Below are 15,443 nucleotides of genomic sequence, written 5' to 3'. Positions count from 1 at the left end.
GTGCAGGATGGAACCGGACGTGACGCGGCGTGTGTCGCGTCCGCCGAGCTTTGTATGTCTATCTCTAGAATTGTGCGATGCAGATACCGCAGACAGCCAGCGCTCCCCCGGGTGAGGTGATTCGGTGAACGGCCCCGATGCCACCGACGAGCAGTGGGAAGGGCTTGCCGAGGTCGTCCCGCTCCGCGGCAGCAGTGAATGGCCTTCCTGGCCCGACCACCGTGCCCTCCCCGATGACGAGCCGACGGAGGAGACGCGGCGGTTCATCGTCATCCGCGTCCAGACCTTCGCCGACGCCCGCGAGGTCGCCGAGTACCTGATGGCACAGATCCCCGTCCTGCTGGACCTCACCAGCGCCGACACCGACGTCGCCAAGCGCATCCTGGACTTCTCCAGCGGAGTCGTCTTCGGGCTCGGCAGCGGGATGCACCGCGTCGACACCAATGTCTTCCTGCTCGCCCCCGTCGGCACCGAGGTCGCGGAAACGGCGCTCGGGGGCGTCCCCCGTTCGTAGGAAGAGCTGTTGGGCGTAACGGTTCTCCGGTCGGGGTGCTGCATAGCGTCCCCGCATGAATACCGACACTGTGCGGCCGGCGGTTACCGAATTACGGCTGTCCGCCTTCAAAACCCATCGCGGCGTCACCCTGCCGCTCACCCGGCTGACCTTGCTGAGCGGCGAGAGCGGAAGCGGCAAGTCCAGTGCGCTGCAGGCATACGAGATCCTCGCCCGGCTCGGGAGCGGGGAGTCGCTCGCACGGGCCGTGGGGGAGGTGGCGGGCAGCCCGGCGGCGTGTGTGCCGGCGGGCGCGCGCCCCGATGAACAGGGGCGGCGGGGGTTCCGTATCGGCTGCACGGTCGACGGTCCGGCCGGCCCCGTCAGCCTCGATCTCGCCGTGCAGGCCGAGCCCGAACTGCGCATCGTCGGCGAGCGGTTGACCGGTGGCGGCGAGACCTTGCTGACGACCGCGCTCACGGACCCGAACCGCCCCTCCGTCCAGGCGGCCTGGCACACCGCGGGGGCGACTCCGGTGACTCGTGCCCCGCTGCCCGACGACCGGCTCGGCACCTCACTGCTGCCGTTGCGCGTCGCGGGCAAGACGGAGGGCCAGCGGCTGGTGCTCGCCGCGGCCGAACAGGTCGTGGTCGCGCTGCGGTCGGCCTTTGTGTGCGACCCGCGGCCGGAGGTCATGCGGGGTGTGGGGACGGGCGGTACGGGGGGAACCGGGCAGGACGGTGGATGTGGTGCGGACGGTGCCGGTGGTGCGGGGCGTGGTGTCGGGGTGCGGCGGAGTGGGCTGGGAGCGGGTTCGGGGGGCGGGCCGGGGAAGCCGGGAGGGGCCGGCGGGACTGCCGGGGCTGTCGGGGCCTGGGGGACGCGGAAGCGTAAGGGGAGCGGTGGCGGTGAGGCGGGCAGCTGGGGCCGCGATACGGAGGGCGCGCGTGGCGAGGGGCGGCTGCGGTCGTCCTGCGACAACCTGCCCGCGGTGCTGGAGCGTACGAGCCAGGAGTGTGCGCGGCGGCATGCGGTGCTGGTCGCGGCGGTACGGGAGGCCTGCGCCGGTCCTGTCGAGGGGCTGCGTGCGGTGCCACGGCAGGCGGGCGGTACGGGGCACGGGGCCGCTGACGCCGCTGGGGTGGCGGGGCCGGGCGGGTCATCGGGGCCGCAGGCCGGGGCGGTGGGCGTGCGGGCCGTCCTCGACCGGGGGGCGCTGGGCGAGCTGCCCGTCGAGCAACTCGGCGATGGTGAGCTGCGGTTTCTCGCGCTGGCGCTGGTGCTGCTCACCGGGCCGGAGGTGCTGGCGATGGATCCGGTCGGGGAGGTCCCGTCCGCTCATCAGCAGATGACGGTGATGGCGGACGGGATGGACCGCTGTATGGACCCCAGGCAGGCGCGCGAGCTGGTGTCGCTGGCCCTGCGGATGACCGACCGGGGGCATGTGCGGCTGCTGGGGACGGTGCGGGACCCCTCGGTGGCCGAGGGGTTGCCCGGCGTACAGGTGCTACACCTAGGGGTATGAGCGAGGATCTTCATGCGCTGCAGCGACGCCTGGCCGAATTTGCGGCCGCGCGGGACTGGCAGCAGTACCACACCCCCAAGAACCTGGCCGCGGCGCTCAGCGTGGAGGCCGCGGAACTCGTCGAGATCTTCCAGTGGTTGACGCCGGAGGAGTCGGCGAAGGTGATGTCGAACCCGGGGAAGGCCGGCCGGGTCGAGGACGAGGTCGCGGACGTGCTGGCGTATCTGCTGCAGTTCTGCGAGGCGCTGGGGATCGACGCCCTGGCGGCCCTCGCCGCGAAGATCGAGCGCAATGAGTCGCGGTTCCCTGCGGTCCGCTCGGCGCGGCCGGACCGGCCGCGGGAGGGCGAGGAGTAGGGGCGAGGAGCAGGGGCGAGGAGCAGGGGAGAGGGGCAAGTGGCACAGGGCGGGGCCGGCGGGGTGTGAGCGCCGGCCCCGCTCGCGCGTTCTCTGCGGGCTGCGGGCTGCGGGCTGCGGGCTGCGGGCTGCGGGCTGCGGGCTGCGGGTGCGGGCTGCGGTCTGGGTTCGCGGGTCATCCGGGCGTTCCCCGGCGGCCGTTCCGGCGTTTCCCGGCGGCCGTTCCGGCGTTCCCTTCGGGTGTTTCGCGTGGCTTGTGCCGGTCGTGTGAGGGGTGGGGATGCTGGGGCGGGAGGGGAGGGAGCGGGGGCGTAGCCACCGCGTGTCACTCTCCGGAGTCATGGATCTTTCCACACCGCCTTGCTTGTCCACAGATTTGCGAATTCCCCTGGCTTTTTTGGGTGTTCGCATTCACTCTGGGTAGTGGAAAGAGTGCAGGGTGCATGCGAATGGAGAGGAAGGGAGGGAGCGGATGGACGCGGTGCGGATCATTGCGGCCAGTCGGCGCGGGCTGGCGGAGGCGAACACGGTGCAGGGAGTGATCGTCGAGGCATGGCAGGCGCAGGCCTTGGCGGAGGCGGTCGGCAGCCATCTCGCGATATTCGGGCCGTACGAAGTGCGGTCCAGGGCCCGGGGGCTGGGCGACGCGGGCGGGCGGTTCAGCGGGGGACTGCTGTGCCCGGCGTCGGTCGCCGGTGGGCTGCGGGCGGCTCAGCTGTCCGAAGTGTGTGATGCCAAGGCGGCTTTAACCGGCCTGTGCAGACTGCTGCGAGAGGTGTGCGAAGCGCTGGTGGCAGTGGTGCTGCTGGCAGACGAGGAGGGGATGTACTGGACGTGCGTCGAGGCGATGGACACGGTCGATGAATCGAGAGATCGTGTGGCCGGAATACTGGAAAAGCTGGAGGTGCGCGACCGGAATCCTGCCTGAGCAAACCTGATCCGAACCGACCGCGATCACGCGGTGGGCAAGCCCCGAGCGGTAACGCACCGACCGCGGGCCGGGAGTGCTCGCGCCCCACACCCAGACGGCATGGCCGAGCCATCGCGTCGGCCCCTGGCTGCCACTGCTGATGTCACCGCACGACCACGACGGCCCCTGCGCGCGCCACCGCGTATCCCGCACGGTTCATGGACCCACCCGCCCACCGTCAGCCCTGCCCCGCCGCCAACGTCACCCAGGCCGTCTCCGTGTCACCCAGGTCGTCTCCGCGTCACCCAGGCCGTCTCCGTGTCACCCAGGCCGCCTCCGCCGTGGACCCACCCACAGCGTTGGTATCGCACGGCGTCCCGCGAACTGCCTCGCAAGCCGTCCCGCAAGCCGCCCCGCGAGTCGCCCTGCAAGCCGTCCGGTCGACCGCCCTGCCCGGCCGGCCCGGCACCACCATCCGCTCACCACCGCGCCCTCGTCACGACAAGGGATGGCCTGCCCCGCCCTGCCCTGCTTCTGTCCCTCCCGTGTCTGGATCGACCCAACGGCTGCCCCACCGCCCCCGTGTACTCAAACGCTCTCCGACGATTGGGGCGTCGCGCGGAGTGCAGGATGGAGGTATGGACCTACGAATCTTCACCGAGCCCCAGCAGGGGGCCTCCTACGACACTCTGCTGAAGGTCGCCAAAGCTACTGAGGATCTTGGTTTTGATGCGTTCTTCCGCTCGGACCACTATCTGCGGATGGGCAATGCCGACGGGCTTCCCGGCCCGACCGATGCCTGGATCACGCTGGCCGGCCTTGCTCGTGAGACCCGGCGCATCCGTCTCGGGACGCTCATGACGGCGGGTACCTTCCGGCTGCCGGGTGTGCTGGCCATCCAGGTGGCCCAGGTCGACCAGATGTCCGGTGGACGGGTCGAACTCGGCCTCGGGGCGGGCTGGTTCGAGCAGGAGCACACGGCGTACGGCATTCCGTTCCCCAAGGAGAAGTTCGCGCGGCTGGAAGAGCAGCTGGCGATCATCACCGGTCTGTGGGCCACCGGGACAGGAGAGGAGTTCAGCTACGACGGGACCTACTACCAGCTGGAGAATTCGCCCGCGCTGCCCAAGCCCGCCCAGGGCAAGGTGCCGGTGCTGGTCGGTGGACACGGGGCGACGCGTACGCCACGGCTGGCGGCGCAGTACGCCGATGAGTTCAACATTCCCTTCGCCTCGCTCGAAGACAGCGAGCGCCAGTTCGGACGGGTGCGGGCGGCCGCCGAGGCCGCCGGGCGGAAGGGCGATGAGCTGGTGTACTCCAACGCCCTCGTGGCCTGCGTAGGGAAGGACGAAGCCGAGGTCGCGCGACGGGCCGCGGCCATCGGGCGGAACGTGGACGAGCTGAGGGCCAATGGCCTCGCGGGCTCACCCGCCGAGGTCGTCGACAAGATCGGTCGCTATGCGGCCATCGGCGCGTCCCGGATCTACCTGCAGATGCTGGACCTGGACGATCTGGACCACCTCGAACTGATCTCGACACAGGTGCAGTCGCAGCTGGGCTGACGCCGGGCGGCGCTTCCGGAAAACCAGTGGGGATCGGGCTGTCTTGCGGTAATACTCGGACGCGTGTTCCTGACGATAACCACCACCGGCAGCGCCGACCGTCCCGCGACCGACCTCGGGTTCCTGTTGCACAAGCATCCCGACAAGGTGCAGCAGTTCTCGACGTCGCACGGCACCGCACACGTCCTCTATCCGGAGGCCGACGCACAACGGTGCACCGCGGCACTGCTGTTGGAGGTCGATCCCATCGCCCTGGTGCGCCGGAGCCGCGGCAAGGGCCGTGGCGGCGCGCCGGATTCGGCGCTGGGCCAGTATGTGAACGACCGCCCGTACGCGGCCTCCTCGCTGCTGGCGGTTGCGCTGCGGAGCGTCTTCGCGAGCGCGATGAAGGGGCAGTGCACGGCACGGCCCGAGCTGGTGGCGCAGGCGCTGCCGCTGCGCATCGAGGTGCCGGTGCTGCCCGCCCGGGGCGGTACGGAGCTGGTGGACAAGCTGTTCCGGCCGCTGGGCTGGACGGTGCGGGCCGAGCCGGTGCCGCTGGACGAGACGTTCCCGGAGTGGGGCGACTCGCGCTATGTGCGGCTCGTCCTGGAGGGGGAGTGCCGGCTCGCCGAGGCGCTGCGGCATCTGTATGTGCTGCTGCCGGTGCTGGACGACGCCAAGCACTACTGGGTCGCGCCCGACGAGGTCGACAAGCTGCTGCGGGCCGGCGAGGGCTGGCTGGAGGACCACCCGGAGCAGCGGGTGATCGTCGGCCGCTATCTCGCGCGCCGCGGGTCGCTGACACGCCAGGCCATGGAGCGGCTGGCGCTGGAGCGGCTGGCCGAGTCGGACGATGTGGCCGCCGAGGAGCTCGACAACGCCGTGGACGAGGAGGCGGACACCGAGGACAAGCCGGTGCCGCTCGCCGTCCGGCGGCGGGAGGCGATCCTCGCGGCCCTGCGCTCCGCCAAGGCGGCGCGGGTGCTCGACCTGGGCTGCGGGCAGGGCCAGCTGGTCGGTGCGCTGCTCAAGGAAGGGCAGTTCACCGAGATCGTCGGCGTGGACGTGTCGATGCGGGCGCTGCACGAGGCGCGGCGCCGGCTGCGGCTGGACCGGATGCCCGAGCGGCAGTCGGAGCGCGTACGGCTCGTACAGGGGTCGCTGGCGTACACCGACAGCCGGCTGAAGGGGTATGACGCGGCGGTGCTCAGCGAGGTCGTCGAGCATGTCGATCCGGCGCGGCTGCCGGCGCTGGAGTATGCGGTGTTCGGGGCGGCCAGGCCGCGCACGGTCGTGGTGACGACGCCGAACGCCGAGTACAACGTGCGCTGGGACTCACTGCCGGCCGGGCACGTGCGGCATGCGGACCATCGCTTCGAGTGGACCCGGGAGGAGTTCCGGCAGTGGGCGCGCGGGGTCGCCGCACGGCACGGTTACGAGGTGAGCTTCGGCCCGGTGGGTCCGGACGACCCCGAGGTCGGTCCGCCCACCCAGCTCGCGCACTTCCGTATCACCGGCGACGGAAGTGGTAGGCCTGAAGACAGCGGGAGCAGCCGGGAAGGCCGGGGGCCCGAAGGTGGCGGCAGCGCTGCGGACAGCAGCGCTTCGATGAGCGGGAAGGAGGTCGCGGCATGACGGACGACGCCCGTACGGGGTACGGCGAGGAGAACCAGCACCCGCACGAGAACCAGCAGGAGAGCGGGAGCCGGCAGGAGGGCGGCATCCGTCAGGAGCGCGCGGAGCGGGCGCAGGACCGGCCCGAGCGGGCGCCGCGTACGCTCGCCGTGCCCGACCTCGCGCTCGTGGTGCTGATCGGAGCCACCGGCTCCGGCAAATCCACCTTCGCCGCCCGGCACTTCCGGCCGACCGAGGTCCTCTCCTCCGACTTCTGCCGGGGGCTGGTCAGCGACGACGAGAACGACCAGAGCGCCAGCGGCGATGCGTTCGACGTACTGCACTTCATCGCCGGCAAGCGGCTGGCCGCCGGGCGGCTGACGGTCGTGGACGCCACCAACGTGCAGTCCGAGGCGCGCGCCCAGCTGGTGCGGCTGGCCCGGGAGCATGACGTCCTTCCGGTGGCGATCGTGCTGGACATGCCCGAGCAGGTCTGCGCCGCACGCAATGCGGCGCGCGCCGACCGGGCCGGGCTGCCCCGCCGGGTCATCCAGCGCCACCAGCGTGAACTCCGCCGTTCCCTGCGGCACTTGGAGCGGGAGGGTTTCCGCAAGGTGCATGTCCTGCGGGGCCCGGAGGAGGTGGAGTCCGCCGAGGTCGTCCTGGAGCGGCGGTTCAACGATCTGCGCCATCTCACCGGCCCGTTCGACATCATCGGCGATATCCACGGCTGCCGTTCCGAGCTGGAGACCCTGCTCGGCAGGCTGGGCTATGCGCTGGTGCGCGACGCGCTCGGCCGGCCCGTGGACGCGGCACACCCCGAGGGCCGTACGGCGGTCTTCGTCGGTGACCTCGTCGACCGCGGGCCGGACAGCCCCGGAGTGCTGCGGCTGGTGATGGGCATGGTCGGGGCCGGGCATGCGCTGTGTGTGCCCGGCAACCACGAGAACAAGCTCGGCCGCTACCTCAAGGGCCGCAAGGTCCAGCACACCCATGGGCTCGCCGAGACCATCGAGCAGCTGGAGAAGGAGGATGCCGCCTTCCGCACCGAGGTCGGCGAGTTCATCCACGGTCTGGTCAGCCACTACGTCCTGGACGGCGGCGGACTCGTGGTGTGCCACGCAGGGCTGCCGGAGAAGTACCACGGCCGGACGTCGGGGCGGGTGCGTTCCTTCGCGCTGTACGGCGACACGACCGGCGAGACCGACGAGTTCGGCCTGCCGGTGCGCTACCCCTGGGCCGAGGACTACCGCGGCCGCGCCGCCGTCGTCTACGGCCACACCCCCACCCCGCGCGCCACCTGGCTCAACAACACCCTCTGCCTGGACACCGGCTGTGTCTTCGGCGGGGCGATGACCGCGCTGCGGTGGCCGGAGCGCGAGCTGGTGGACGTACCGGCGGAGCGGGTCTGGTACGAGCCCACGAAACCGCTCGCGACGGAGGCGCCCGGCGGGGCGGACGGCCGCCCGCTCGATCTGCACGATGTGGCCGGGCGGCGGATCGTGGAGACCCGGTACATGGGCCGGCTCGCGGTCAAGGAGGAGAATGCCGCAGCCGCGCTGGAGGTGATGAGCCGCTTCGCGATCGACCCGCGGCTGCTGCCGTACCTCCCGCCGACGATGGCGCCCTGCGCGACCTCGGCGGAGGAGGGGTATTTGGAGCACCCCGCGGAGGCGTTCGCCGGCTACCGGGCCGACGGTGTACGGGAAGTGGTGTGCGAGGAGAAGCACATGGGATCCCGGGCAGTGGTCCTGGTGTGCCGCGACGAGACCGTGGCCGGTGAACTCTTCGGTGTGCCGAAGGGGGTGTCGGGAGCCCTGTACACCCGCACCGGCCGGCCGTTCTTCGACGACCCGGAGGTGACCGAACGCCTTCTGCGGCGGGTCCGGGACTGCGCCGAGGAGGCCGGTCTGTGGGACGGGCTGGAGACCGGCTGGCTGCTGCTGGACGCCGAGTTGATGCCCTGGTCCCTGAAGGCGACCGGTCTGCTGCGCAAGCAGTACGCGGCCGTGGGCGCGGCGTCCGGTGCGGCGTTCCCGGGCGTGCTCGATGCGCTGGAGGCGGCGGCCGCCCGGGGTGTCGAGGTGTCGCCGCTGCTCGGCCGGCAGCGGGACCGGGCCGCGGACGCGGCCGCGTTCACGGAGGCGTACCGGCGCTACTGCTGGCGGGTCGGCGCGACGGCGGCGGACACCGCCGAGGCACCGCAGGAGCCGGGCGGCGGAGCCGGGCTCGGTGACCTGGACGGCATCCGGCTCGCGCCGTTCCAGATTCTCGCGGTGCAGGGCCGCAGCCTCGCCGGGCTGGCGCACACCGACCAGCTCGCCCTGCTCGACCGGCTGATCGCGGCCGAGGGCGCGGTGACGGCCCGGGAGTCCGGGACGGCCGGGGGCGCCACGGACCGGCCGGGGCTGCTCGCCACGACCCGGCGGATCCTCGTCGACACCGAGGACGAGACCTCGGTCGCGGCCGGGATCGCCTGGTGGCAGGAGCTGACCGCCGACGGCGGTGAGGGCATGGTCGTCAAGCCGGTGCGGGCGCTGATCCGGCAGGCCGACGGACGGCTCGTCCAGCCGGGCGTCAAGTGCCGTGGCCGCGAGTACCTGAGGATCATCTACGGGCCGGAGTACACCCGCCCGGACAACCTCCAGCGGCTGCGCGTCCGTCACCTGGGCCACAAGCGCTCGCTGGCCCTGCGGGAGTACGCACTCGGCCTGGAGGCGCTCGACCGGATGGCGGACGGCGAACCGCTGTGGCGGGTCCACGAGGCGGTCTTCGCGGTGCTCGCCCTGGAGTCGGAGCCGGTGGACCCACGGTTGTAGGCGCGTCCGACGGGGAGGGGCGGGCCAACCCCCTCCCCGTCCTGCCCGTGCCGCCCTCTAGGACCGCTGGCAGCCGGCCGGGCTCCGGTCCGACCGGACCGACATCGCCCGACTCCCTCCGCCGGGCCGTCCGAGCGGCCAAGATGGACGGATGGGATTCCAAGTCGACTCCGAGGCCGGGCGGCTGCGCCGGGTCATCCTGCACCGCCCCGATCTGGAGCTGAAGCGGCTCACGCCTTCCAACAAGGACGCCTTGCTCTTCGATGACGTGCTGTGGGTGCGCCGGGCGCGGGCCGAGCACGACGGGTTCGCGGATGTGCTCCGGGACCGGGGGGTGGAGGTGCACCTCTTCGGGGATCTGCTGGCCGAGAGCCTGCAGATCCCCGAGGCCCGGCAGCTCGTCCTCGACCGGGTCTTCGACGAGAAGGAATACGGGCCGCTGGCCACCGACCATCTGCGGGCGGCCTTCGACGAGCTGCCGGTGCCGGACCTCGTCGAGGCGCTGGTCGGTGGCATGACCAAGCGGGAGTTCCTGGAGCGGCACGCCGAGCCGATCTCGGTCCGCTTCCATGTGATGGATCTGGACGACTTCCTGCTGGGCCCGCTGCCCAACCACCTCTTCACCCGCGACACCTCCGCCTGGATCTACGACGGGGTGTCGATCAACTCGATGCGCTGGCCCGCCCGGCAGCGCGAGACCGTGCACTATGAGGCGATCTACCGCCATCACCCGCTCTTCCGCGGTGCGGGCTTCCATGTCTGGTCCGAGGGGCAGGCGGACTACCCCTCGACGATCGAGGGCGGCGACGTCCTGGTGCTGGGCAGTGGCGCGGTGCTGATCGGGATGAGCGAGCGGACCACCCCACAGGCCGTCGAGCTGCTGGCGCGGGGGCTGTTCGCGGCGGGGTCGGCGCGCACGATCGTGGCGCTCGACATGCCCAAGCGCCGGGCCTTCATGCATCTGGACACCGTCATGACGATGATCGACGGGGATACCTTCACCCAGTACGAGGGCCTGGGGATGCTCCGCTCGTACACCATCGAGCCGGGCTCGGGCGATCAGGACCTCAAGGTCACCGACCATCCGCCGGAGCATATGCACCGCGCCATAGCGGCCTCTCTGGGCCTGTCGGACATCCGGGTGCTGACCGCGACCCAGGATGTGCACTCGGCCGAGCGTGAGCAGTGGGACGACGGCTGCAATGTGCTGGCGGTGGAGCCGGGTGTGGTGGTGGCGTACGAGCGGAACGTCACCACGAACACCTTCCTCCGCAAGCGCGGTATCGAGGTGATCACGATCCCGGGGAGCGAGCTGGGGCGCGGCCGCGGCGGACCGCGCTGTATGAGCTGTCCGGTGGCGAGGGACGCGGTGCCGGGGGCAGCCTGAGCGTGACCCGTACTCCGCCGGGGAGCAGGCGCCGGACCCGTACGGCAGCAGGCAGTCTGTATAGAGATACAGGCGTGCGTATATAATTCCAGGGTCCGAGTCCGTCCCGACCGCCGCGAACCAGGAGCCCACCCATGGCGATAGACCTCACGGGCCGCCACTTCCTCAAGGAGCTGGACTTCAGCGCCGAGGAGTTCCGCCGACTGATCGACCTGGCGGCCGAGCTGAAAGCAGCCAAGCGCGCCGGCACCGAGGTCCCTCGCCTCCAGGGCAGGAACATTGCCCTGATCTTCGAGAAGACCTCGACCCGGACCCGCTGCTCCTTCGAGGTCGCGGCCGCGGACCAGGGTGCCTCCACCACCTACCTGGACCCGTCCGGCTCACAGATCGGGCACAAGGAGTCGGTGAAGGACACCGCCCGGGTCCTGGGCCGGATGTTCGACGGTATCGAGTTCCGCGGCAGCCGCCAGTCCGACGTCGAGGAGCTGGCCGCGTACGCCGGGGTGCCCGTCTTCAACGGACTGACCGACGACTGGCACCCGACCCAGATGCTCGCCGATGTGCTGACCATGGTCGAGCACGGCCAGGGCCGCCCCCTGACGGAGACCGCGTTCGCCTACCTCGGCGACGCCCGCAACAACATGGGTAACTCCTACCTCGTCACCGGCGCCCTGCTCGGCATGGACGTACGGATCGTGGCACCCAAGCAGCTCTGGCCCGAGGGGCCGGTCGTCGCCGAGGCGCAGCGGCTCGCGGAGGCCAGTGGCGCCCGCATCACGCTCACCGAGGACGTGGCCGAGGGCGTACGCGGTGCGGACTTCGTGACGACCGACGTCTGGGTCTCGATGGGCGAACCCAAGGAGGTCTGGGACGAGCGGATCGCGCTGCTCGCCCCGTACGCGGTCACGATGGACGTGCTGCGCGCCACCGGCAAGCCGGAGGTGAAGTTCCTGCACTGTCTGCCCGCGTACCACGACCTGGGCACGGCGGTCGGCCGGGAGATCCACGCCCGGCACGGGCTCTCGTCGCTGGAGGTCACCGACGAGGTCTTCGAGTCCGCCCACTCCGTGGTCTTCGACGAGGCGGAGAACCGGATGCACACGATCAAGGCGGTGCTGGTCGCGACGCTCGCCCGGTAGGGCCGCTCGCCGCCCGGGCGCACACTGCACAAACAGGACACTGCATAGCCATACGCACAAACGGGCGATCATACGGTGGCAGCGGTTACCATCTAGCCGCTCGCGGGGTTCGGACCCACCGGTCCGGACCCCGCTCTGTGTGCGGCCCACCCCCGCCGCGCGCACCGCACCACCAGAGAGAGAACCACCGTGCGCCCGCCCGTCTCCCGTCCGTCCGGACTGCGCATCAAGTCGCCCGATATCCTCATCGCCGAATCCGGCGCGGATCTCGAAGGCAACGGCCTCAAGCGCAGCATGGGGCTCTTCCAGCTCATCTGCTTCGGCATCGGCGCCATCGTCGGCACCGGCATCTTCGTCGGCCTGTCCGACACCGTCGCCGAGGCCGGCCCCGCCGTCATCGTGTCCTTCGTCCTGGCGGCCGTCACCTGCGTCTTCACCGCCTTCTCCTTCGCGGAGCTGGGCGGCGCGATACCGGTCTCCGGCAGCGCCTACTCCTACGCCTACGCCACCCTCGGCGAGCGCATCGCCTTCCTCGTTGGCTGGTGCCTGCTGCTCGAATACGGCATCTCGGTCTCGGCGGTCGCCGTCGGCTGGGGCCAGTACCTCAACGAACTGCTCGGCAGCCTGACCGGCTGGCAGCTGCCCGCCGCGCTCTCCCAGCCGCCCGGCGACGGCGGCATCGTCAACATCCCGGCCGTCGTCGTGATGGTGCTCGCCGCACTGCTGCTCGTCCGCGGCATCCGGGAGAGCGCCCGCGCGACCGCCGCGATGGCCGTGCTGAAGCTCGCGATCCTGGTGCTGTTCTGCGTGATCGGCTTCAGTGCCTTCCGGGCCGGCAACCTTTCGCCGTTCGCCCCGGAGAGCGTCGCCGGCATCACCTCCGGCGCCTCGCTCGCGTTCTTCTCGTACATCGGCTTCGACGCGATCACCACGGCCGGTGAGGAGGTCAGGGACCCGCGGCGGAACATCCCCATCGCGATCATGGTCTCCCTCGGTGTGGTCACCGTCCTGTACTGCCTGGTCGCGGTCTCCGCCATCGGCGCGCTCTCCGCCGACCAGGTCGCCGGCCGGCCCGCCGCGCTGTCGCTGATCGTCAACCACGTCACCCACTCGACGCTGGGCGGCGGGGTGATCGCCTTCGGCGCCGTCGTGGCCATCGCCTCGGTCGTCCTGGCGGTCATGTACGGCCAGACCCGCATCCTGATGTCCATGTCGCGGGACGGACTGGTCCCGCGGATCTTCGAGCGGGTCTCGCCCCGGACGTCCACCCCCGTCGCCAACACCTGGATCGTCGCGGTCGTCTTCGCCGTGCCGGCCGCGGTCGTCCCGCTGGACGCGGTGATGAATCTGTCGACCATCGGGACGCTGGCGGTCATGGCGGTGGTCAACCTCAGTGTGATGGTGCTCCGCCGCACCCGCCCCGATCTGCCGCGCCGCTTCCGTGTCCCGCTCTTCCCGGTCAGCCCGGTGCTCGGCGTCGGCTTCTGCCTCTATCTGATGTACGGCACCGGTCCGGCGACCTGGCTCCAGTTCGCCGGGTTCCTGGTGGCCGGTGCGCTGGTCTACGCGTGCTACGGGCGCCGTCGCTCGCGGCTCGGCGCGGTGCCGCAGGACCCGGCGGCCGGGGCCGACGAGGCCGGTGCGGCCGTCGTCAGCGCCGGCGCGGGCGCCGCAGCTCGGGAAGGGTGAACCAGACCGCCTTGCCGCGCGGCGTCGGACGGCAGCCGGAGGCGGCGCTGAGGGACCGGATCAGCAGCAGACCACGGCCGCCGTGGCTCCCTCCGCGGCCCGGGGCGGCGGAGGGGGCGTCGATGCCGTTCGCGGCATCGGCGTCGTCCGCGCCGGGGGAGGTGTCGGAGGTCTCCGCGCTGTTGTCGTCGTCGGCAAGGGCGTTGGCGTCGGCGTCGGTGTAGTCGTCGGGATCGGCCCCCTCGCGCCCGTCGTCCTGGCCGTCCACGCCGTCCTGGCCGTCCGCGTCGAGCTCGTCGTCCGCGCCGTGCTCCTCGTGCCCGTCGGGTTCCTCGCCGTGCCCTTCGTGTCCGCCCTTCCCGGTCTCCCAGGTCTCCCCGGTCTCCGCGGCGCCGTCCGCGTCCTCGCGGTGCCCGCCCTGCTGCCCGGTGTCCTCCGCGCGCTGCATCGGGACATGGCCGTCGGCCGCCGGGGGGCCGTCCGTCGTGCGGACCGGCGGGGGACCGGCCGGTGCCAACGCCACCAGCGGGGCGTCCGGTTCCGCCAGGGGAAGCGGCTCGCCGAGTCCCTCGACGAGCCGCGGACTGTCGTCGTGCACCTCGATCCGGCAGCCCGCCGGCCGCAGCTCCACCACCAGCTCGATGGGGTCGGCGCCGCGGGTGTGCTTGAGCACGTTGGTGACCAGCTCCGCGGCCAGCAGCTGTGCGGTGGTCCGGTCGGCCGTCGCCCGGAGATCCTGCATGGCGGTGCGGACCATCGCACGGGCGATGGGGACCGCGGTCGCACCGCGCGGCAGCGTGATGCGCCAGGTCGCAGGGGTGGGCGGTTCCAGCATGCGCGGTCGTCCGTTCACAAAGGGCCGGGTCGGCGGCTCGAAGCCGGATCGGATACCCCCACCGTAGAGAGCGCGGGGGTGGGGAATCAGGGGCGAGCGGCCGGGGCCGGCATGACCTACGTCCTGCGGTGGCCGGGACCTTCGGCAGGTTCACCCCGACGGCCCCCGGCGGGTGGCGAGAGGCTGCCGACGGCGGATGTCGTATCGCGTTCTCATGACGACAGTCATGAATGAGTGATAACTTCGAAGAGCATCCGGAACAGCATCCACCGGCCGACCGGCCAAAGGGGGCAGGCAGTCCGATGAGCCCGTTCGCAGGATCCGCCCGCAGTACACAGACCTGGCAGCACATCCGAGTGACGAGGCAGGACGGGGTCGCCACCGTCACCCTGGCCCGCCCGGACAAGCTCAACGCGCTCACCTTCGAGGCCTACGCCGACCTCCGCGACCTGCTCGCGGAGCTGTCCCGGGAGCGCTCCGTACGCGCCCTGGTGCTCGCGGGGGAGGGGCGCGGCTTCTGCTCCGGCGGCGATGTCGAGGAGATCATCGGCGCCACCCTGGGCATGGACACCGCGCAGCTGCTGGACTTCAACCGGATGACCGGGCAGGTCGTCCGGGCGGTGCGGGAGTGCCCGTTCCCGGTGATCGCGGCGGTCCACGGGGTCGCGGCGGGGGCGGGCGCGGTGCTCGCGCTGGCCGCGGACTTCCGGGTCGCCGACCCGTCCGCCCGGTTCGCCTTCCTCTTCACCCGGGTCGGACTGTCCGGCGGTGACATGGGCGCGGCCTATCTGCTGCCGCGCGTCATCGGCCTCGGGCACGCCACCCGGCTGCTGATGCTCGGTGACACGGTCCGCGCGCCGGAGGCCGAACGGCTCGGTCTGATCAGCGAGTTGGCGGAGGAGGGCCGGGCCGACGAGGCGGCCGCGGCGCTCGCCCGGCGGCTCGCCGAGGGGCCCGCGATGGCGCACGCCCAGACCAAGGCGCTGCTCACCGCCGAGCTCGACATGCCGCTGGCCGCCGCCGTGGAGATGGACGCCGCCACCCAGGCGCTGCTGATGAACAGCGACGACTACGCGGAGTTCCATGCCGCCTTCACCGAGAAGCGGGCCCCCAAGTGGCAGGGGAAATAGCC

Annotated in this window: 11 protein-coding genes and 2 pseudogenes; 11 read left to right on the top strand and 2 right to left on the bottom strand. The window is 71.5% G+C overall.

Annotated elements, in window-relative coordinates:
• Positions 1-124 precede the first annotated feature (124 nt).
• The 10 genes from SLV14N_RS09695 (at position 125) to SLV14N_RS09650 (ending at position 13,476) form a co-directional block, all read left to right on the top strand.
• Positions 125-514: a cell division protein SepF gene (locus SLV14N_RS09695; RefSeq protein WP_018088814.1), complete on the top strand. Its 390-nt coding sequence runs from the start codon at positions 125-127 to the stop codon at positions 512-514.
• Positions 515-569: 55 nt separating this feature from the next.
• The gene (locus SLV14N_RS09690) at positions 570-2,018 is read left to right on the top strand and encodes a biotin transporter BioY (RefSeq protein WP_263269042.1); all 1,449 of its coding nucleotides are present in this window, start codon (positions 570-572) and stop codon (positions 2,016-2,018) included.
• A complete protein-coding gene (locus SLV14N_RS09685) occupies positions 2,015-2,374 on the top strand; it encodes a nucleotide pyrophosphohydrolase (RefSeq protein WP_018088816.1) in 360 nt (119 codons plus the stop codon). The genes SLV14N_RS09690 and SLV14N_RS09685 overlap by 4 nt, the downstream gene beginning before the upstream one ends.
• Before the next feature lie 472 nt (positions 2,375-2,846).
• On the top strand, positions 2,847-3,302 hold the full coding sequence (locus tag SLV14N_RS09680; protein ID WP_208680590.1) for a DUF6099 family protein: 456 nt from the start codon (positions 2,847-2,849) through the stop codon (positions 3,300-3,302).
• A gap of 620 nt (positions 3,303-3,922) precedes the next feature.
• Positions 3,923-4,846 (top strand): LLM class F420-dependent oxidoreductase, encoded by a 924-nt coding sequence (locus tag SLV14N_RS09675; protein WP_208680589.1) that lies wholly within the window; start codon positions 3,923-3,925, stop codon positions 4,844-4,846.
• Between the two features lie 63 nt (positions 4,847-4,909).
• Positions 4,910-6,463 carry a 3' terminal RNA ribose 2'-O-methyltransferase Hen1 gene (locus SLV14N_RS09670; RefSeq protein WP_263269041.1) on the top strand — a complete coding sequence of 518 codons (1,554 nt, stop codon included), beginning with the start codon at positions 4,910-4,912 and terminating at the stop codon, positions 6,461-6,463.
• The gene (locus SLV14N_RS09665; RefSeq protein ID WP_263269040.1) at positions 6,460-9,261 is read left to right on the top strand and encodes a polynucleotide kinase-phosphatase; all 2,802 of its coding nucleotides are present in this window, start codon (positions 6,460-6,462) and stop codon (positions 9,259-9,261) included. Before SLV14N_RS09670 ends, SLV14N_RS09665 begins: the two co-directional genes overlap by 4 nt.
• Before the next feature lie 151 nt (positions 9,262-9,412).
• A complete protein-coding gene (locus tag SLV14N_RS09660; RefSeq protein WP_018088821.1) occupies positions 9,413-10,648 on the top strand; it encodes an arginine deiminase in 1,236 nt (411 codons plus the stop codon).
• A 134-nt stretch (positions 10,649-10,782) separates the two neighbouring features.
• Positions 10,783-11,787, top strand: a complete 1,005-nt coding sequence (gene argF, locus SLV14N_RS09655; protein ID WP_208680587.1) for an ornithine carbamoyltransferase — start codon at positions 10,783-10,785, stop codon at positions 11,785-11,787.
• 189 nt (positions 11,788-11,976) lie between these two features.
• Entirely contained in the window at positions 11,977-13,476 is a 1,500-nt protein-coding gene (locus tag SLV14N_RS09650) for an amino acid permease (RefSeq protein WP_208680586.1), read from the top strand.
• Here the strand turns inward: SLV14N_RS09650 and SLV14N_RS09645 are convergent.
• Positions 13,439-13,558, bottom strand: a pseudogene (locus tag SLV14N_RS09645) (ATP-binding protein); the annotation flags it as partial. The gene SLV14N_RS09650 and the pseudogene SLV14N_RS09645 overlap by 38 nt on opposite strands.
• 507 nt (positions 13,559-14,065) lie before the next feature.
• Positions 14,066-14,311: pseudogene (locus SLV14N_RS09640) on the bottom strand (ATP-binding protein); the annotation flags it as partial.
• A gap of 302 nt (positions 14,312-14,613) precedes the next feature.
• On the opposite strand from SLV14N_RS09640, the gene SLV14N_RS09635 reads away from it, so the two are divergent.
• A complete protein-coding gene (locus SLV14N_RS09635; RefSeq protein WP_208680585.1) occupies positions 14,614-15,441 on the top strand; it encodes an enoyl-CoA hydratase family protein in 828 nt (275 codons plus the stop codon).
• Positions 15,442-15,443: the final 2 nt, after the last annotated feature.

It is taken from the genome of Streptomyces sp. Je 1-4 4N24, assembly GCF_026239515.1.
GTDB classification, from domain to species: Bacteria; Actinomycetota; Actinomycetes; order Streptomycetales; family Streptomycetaceae; genus Streptomyces; species Streptomyces nigrescens.
The sequence above is the reverse complement of the archived record's forward strand: the minus strand, read 5'-3'. Positions and strand labels throughout refer to the sequence as shown.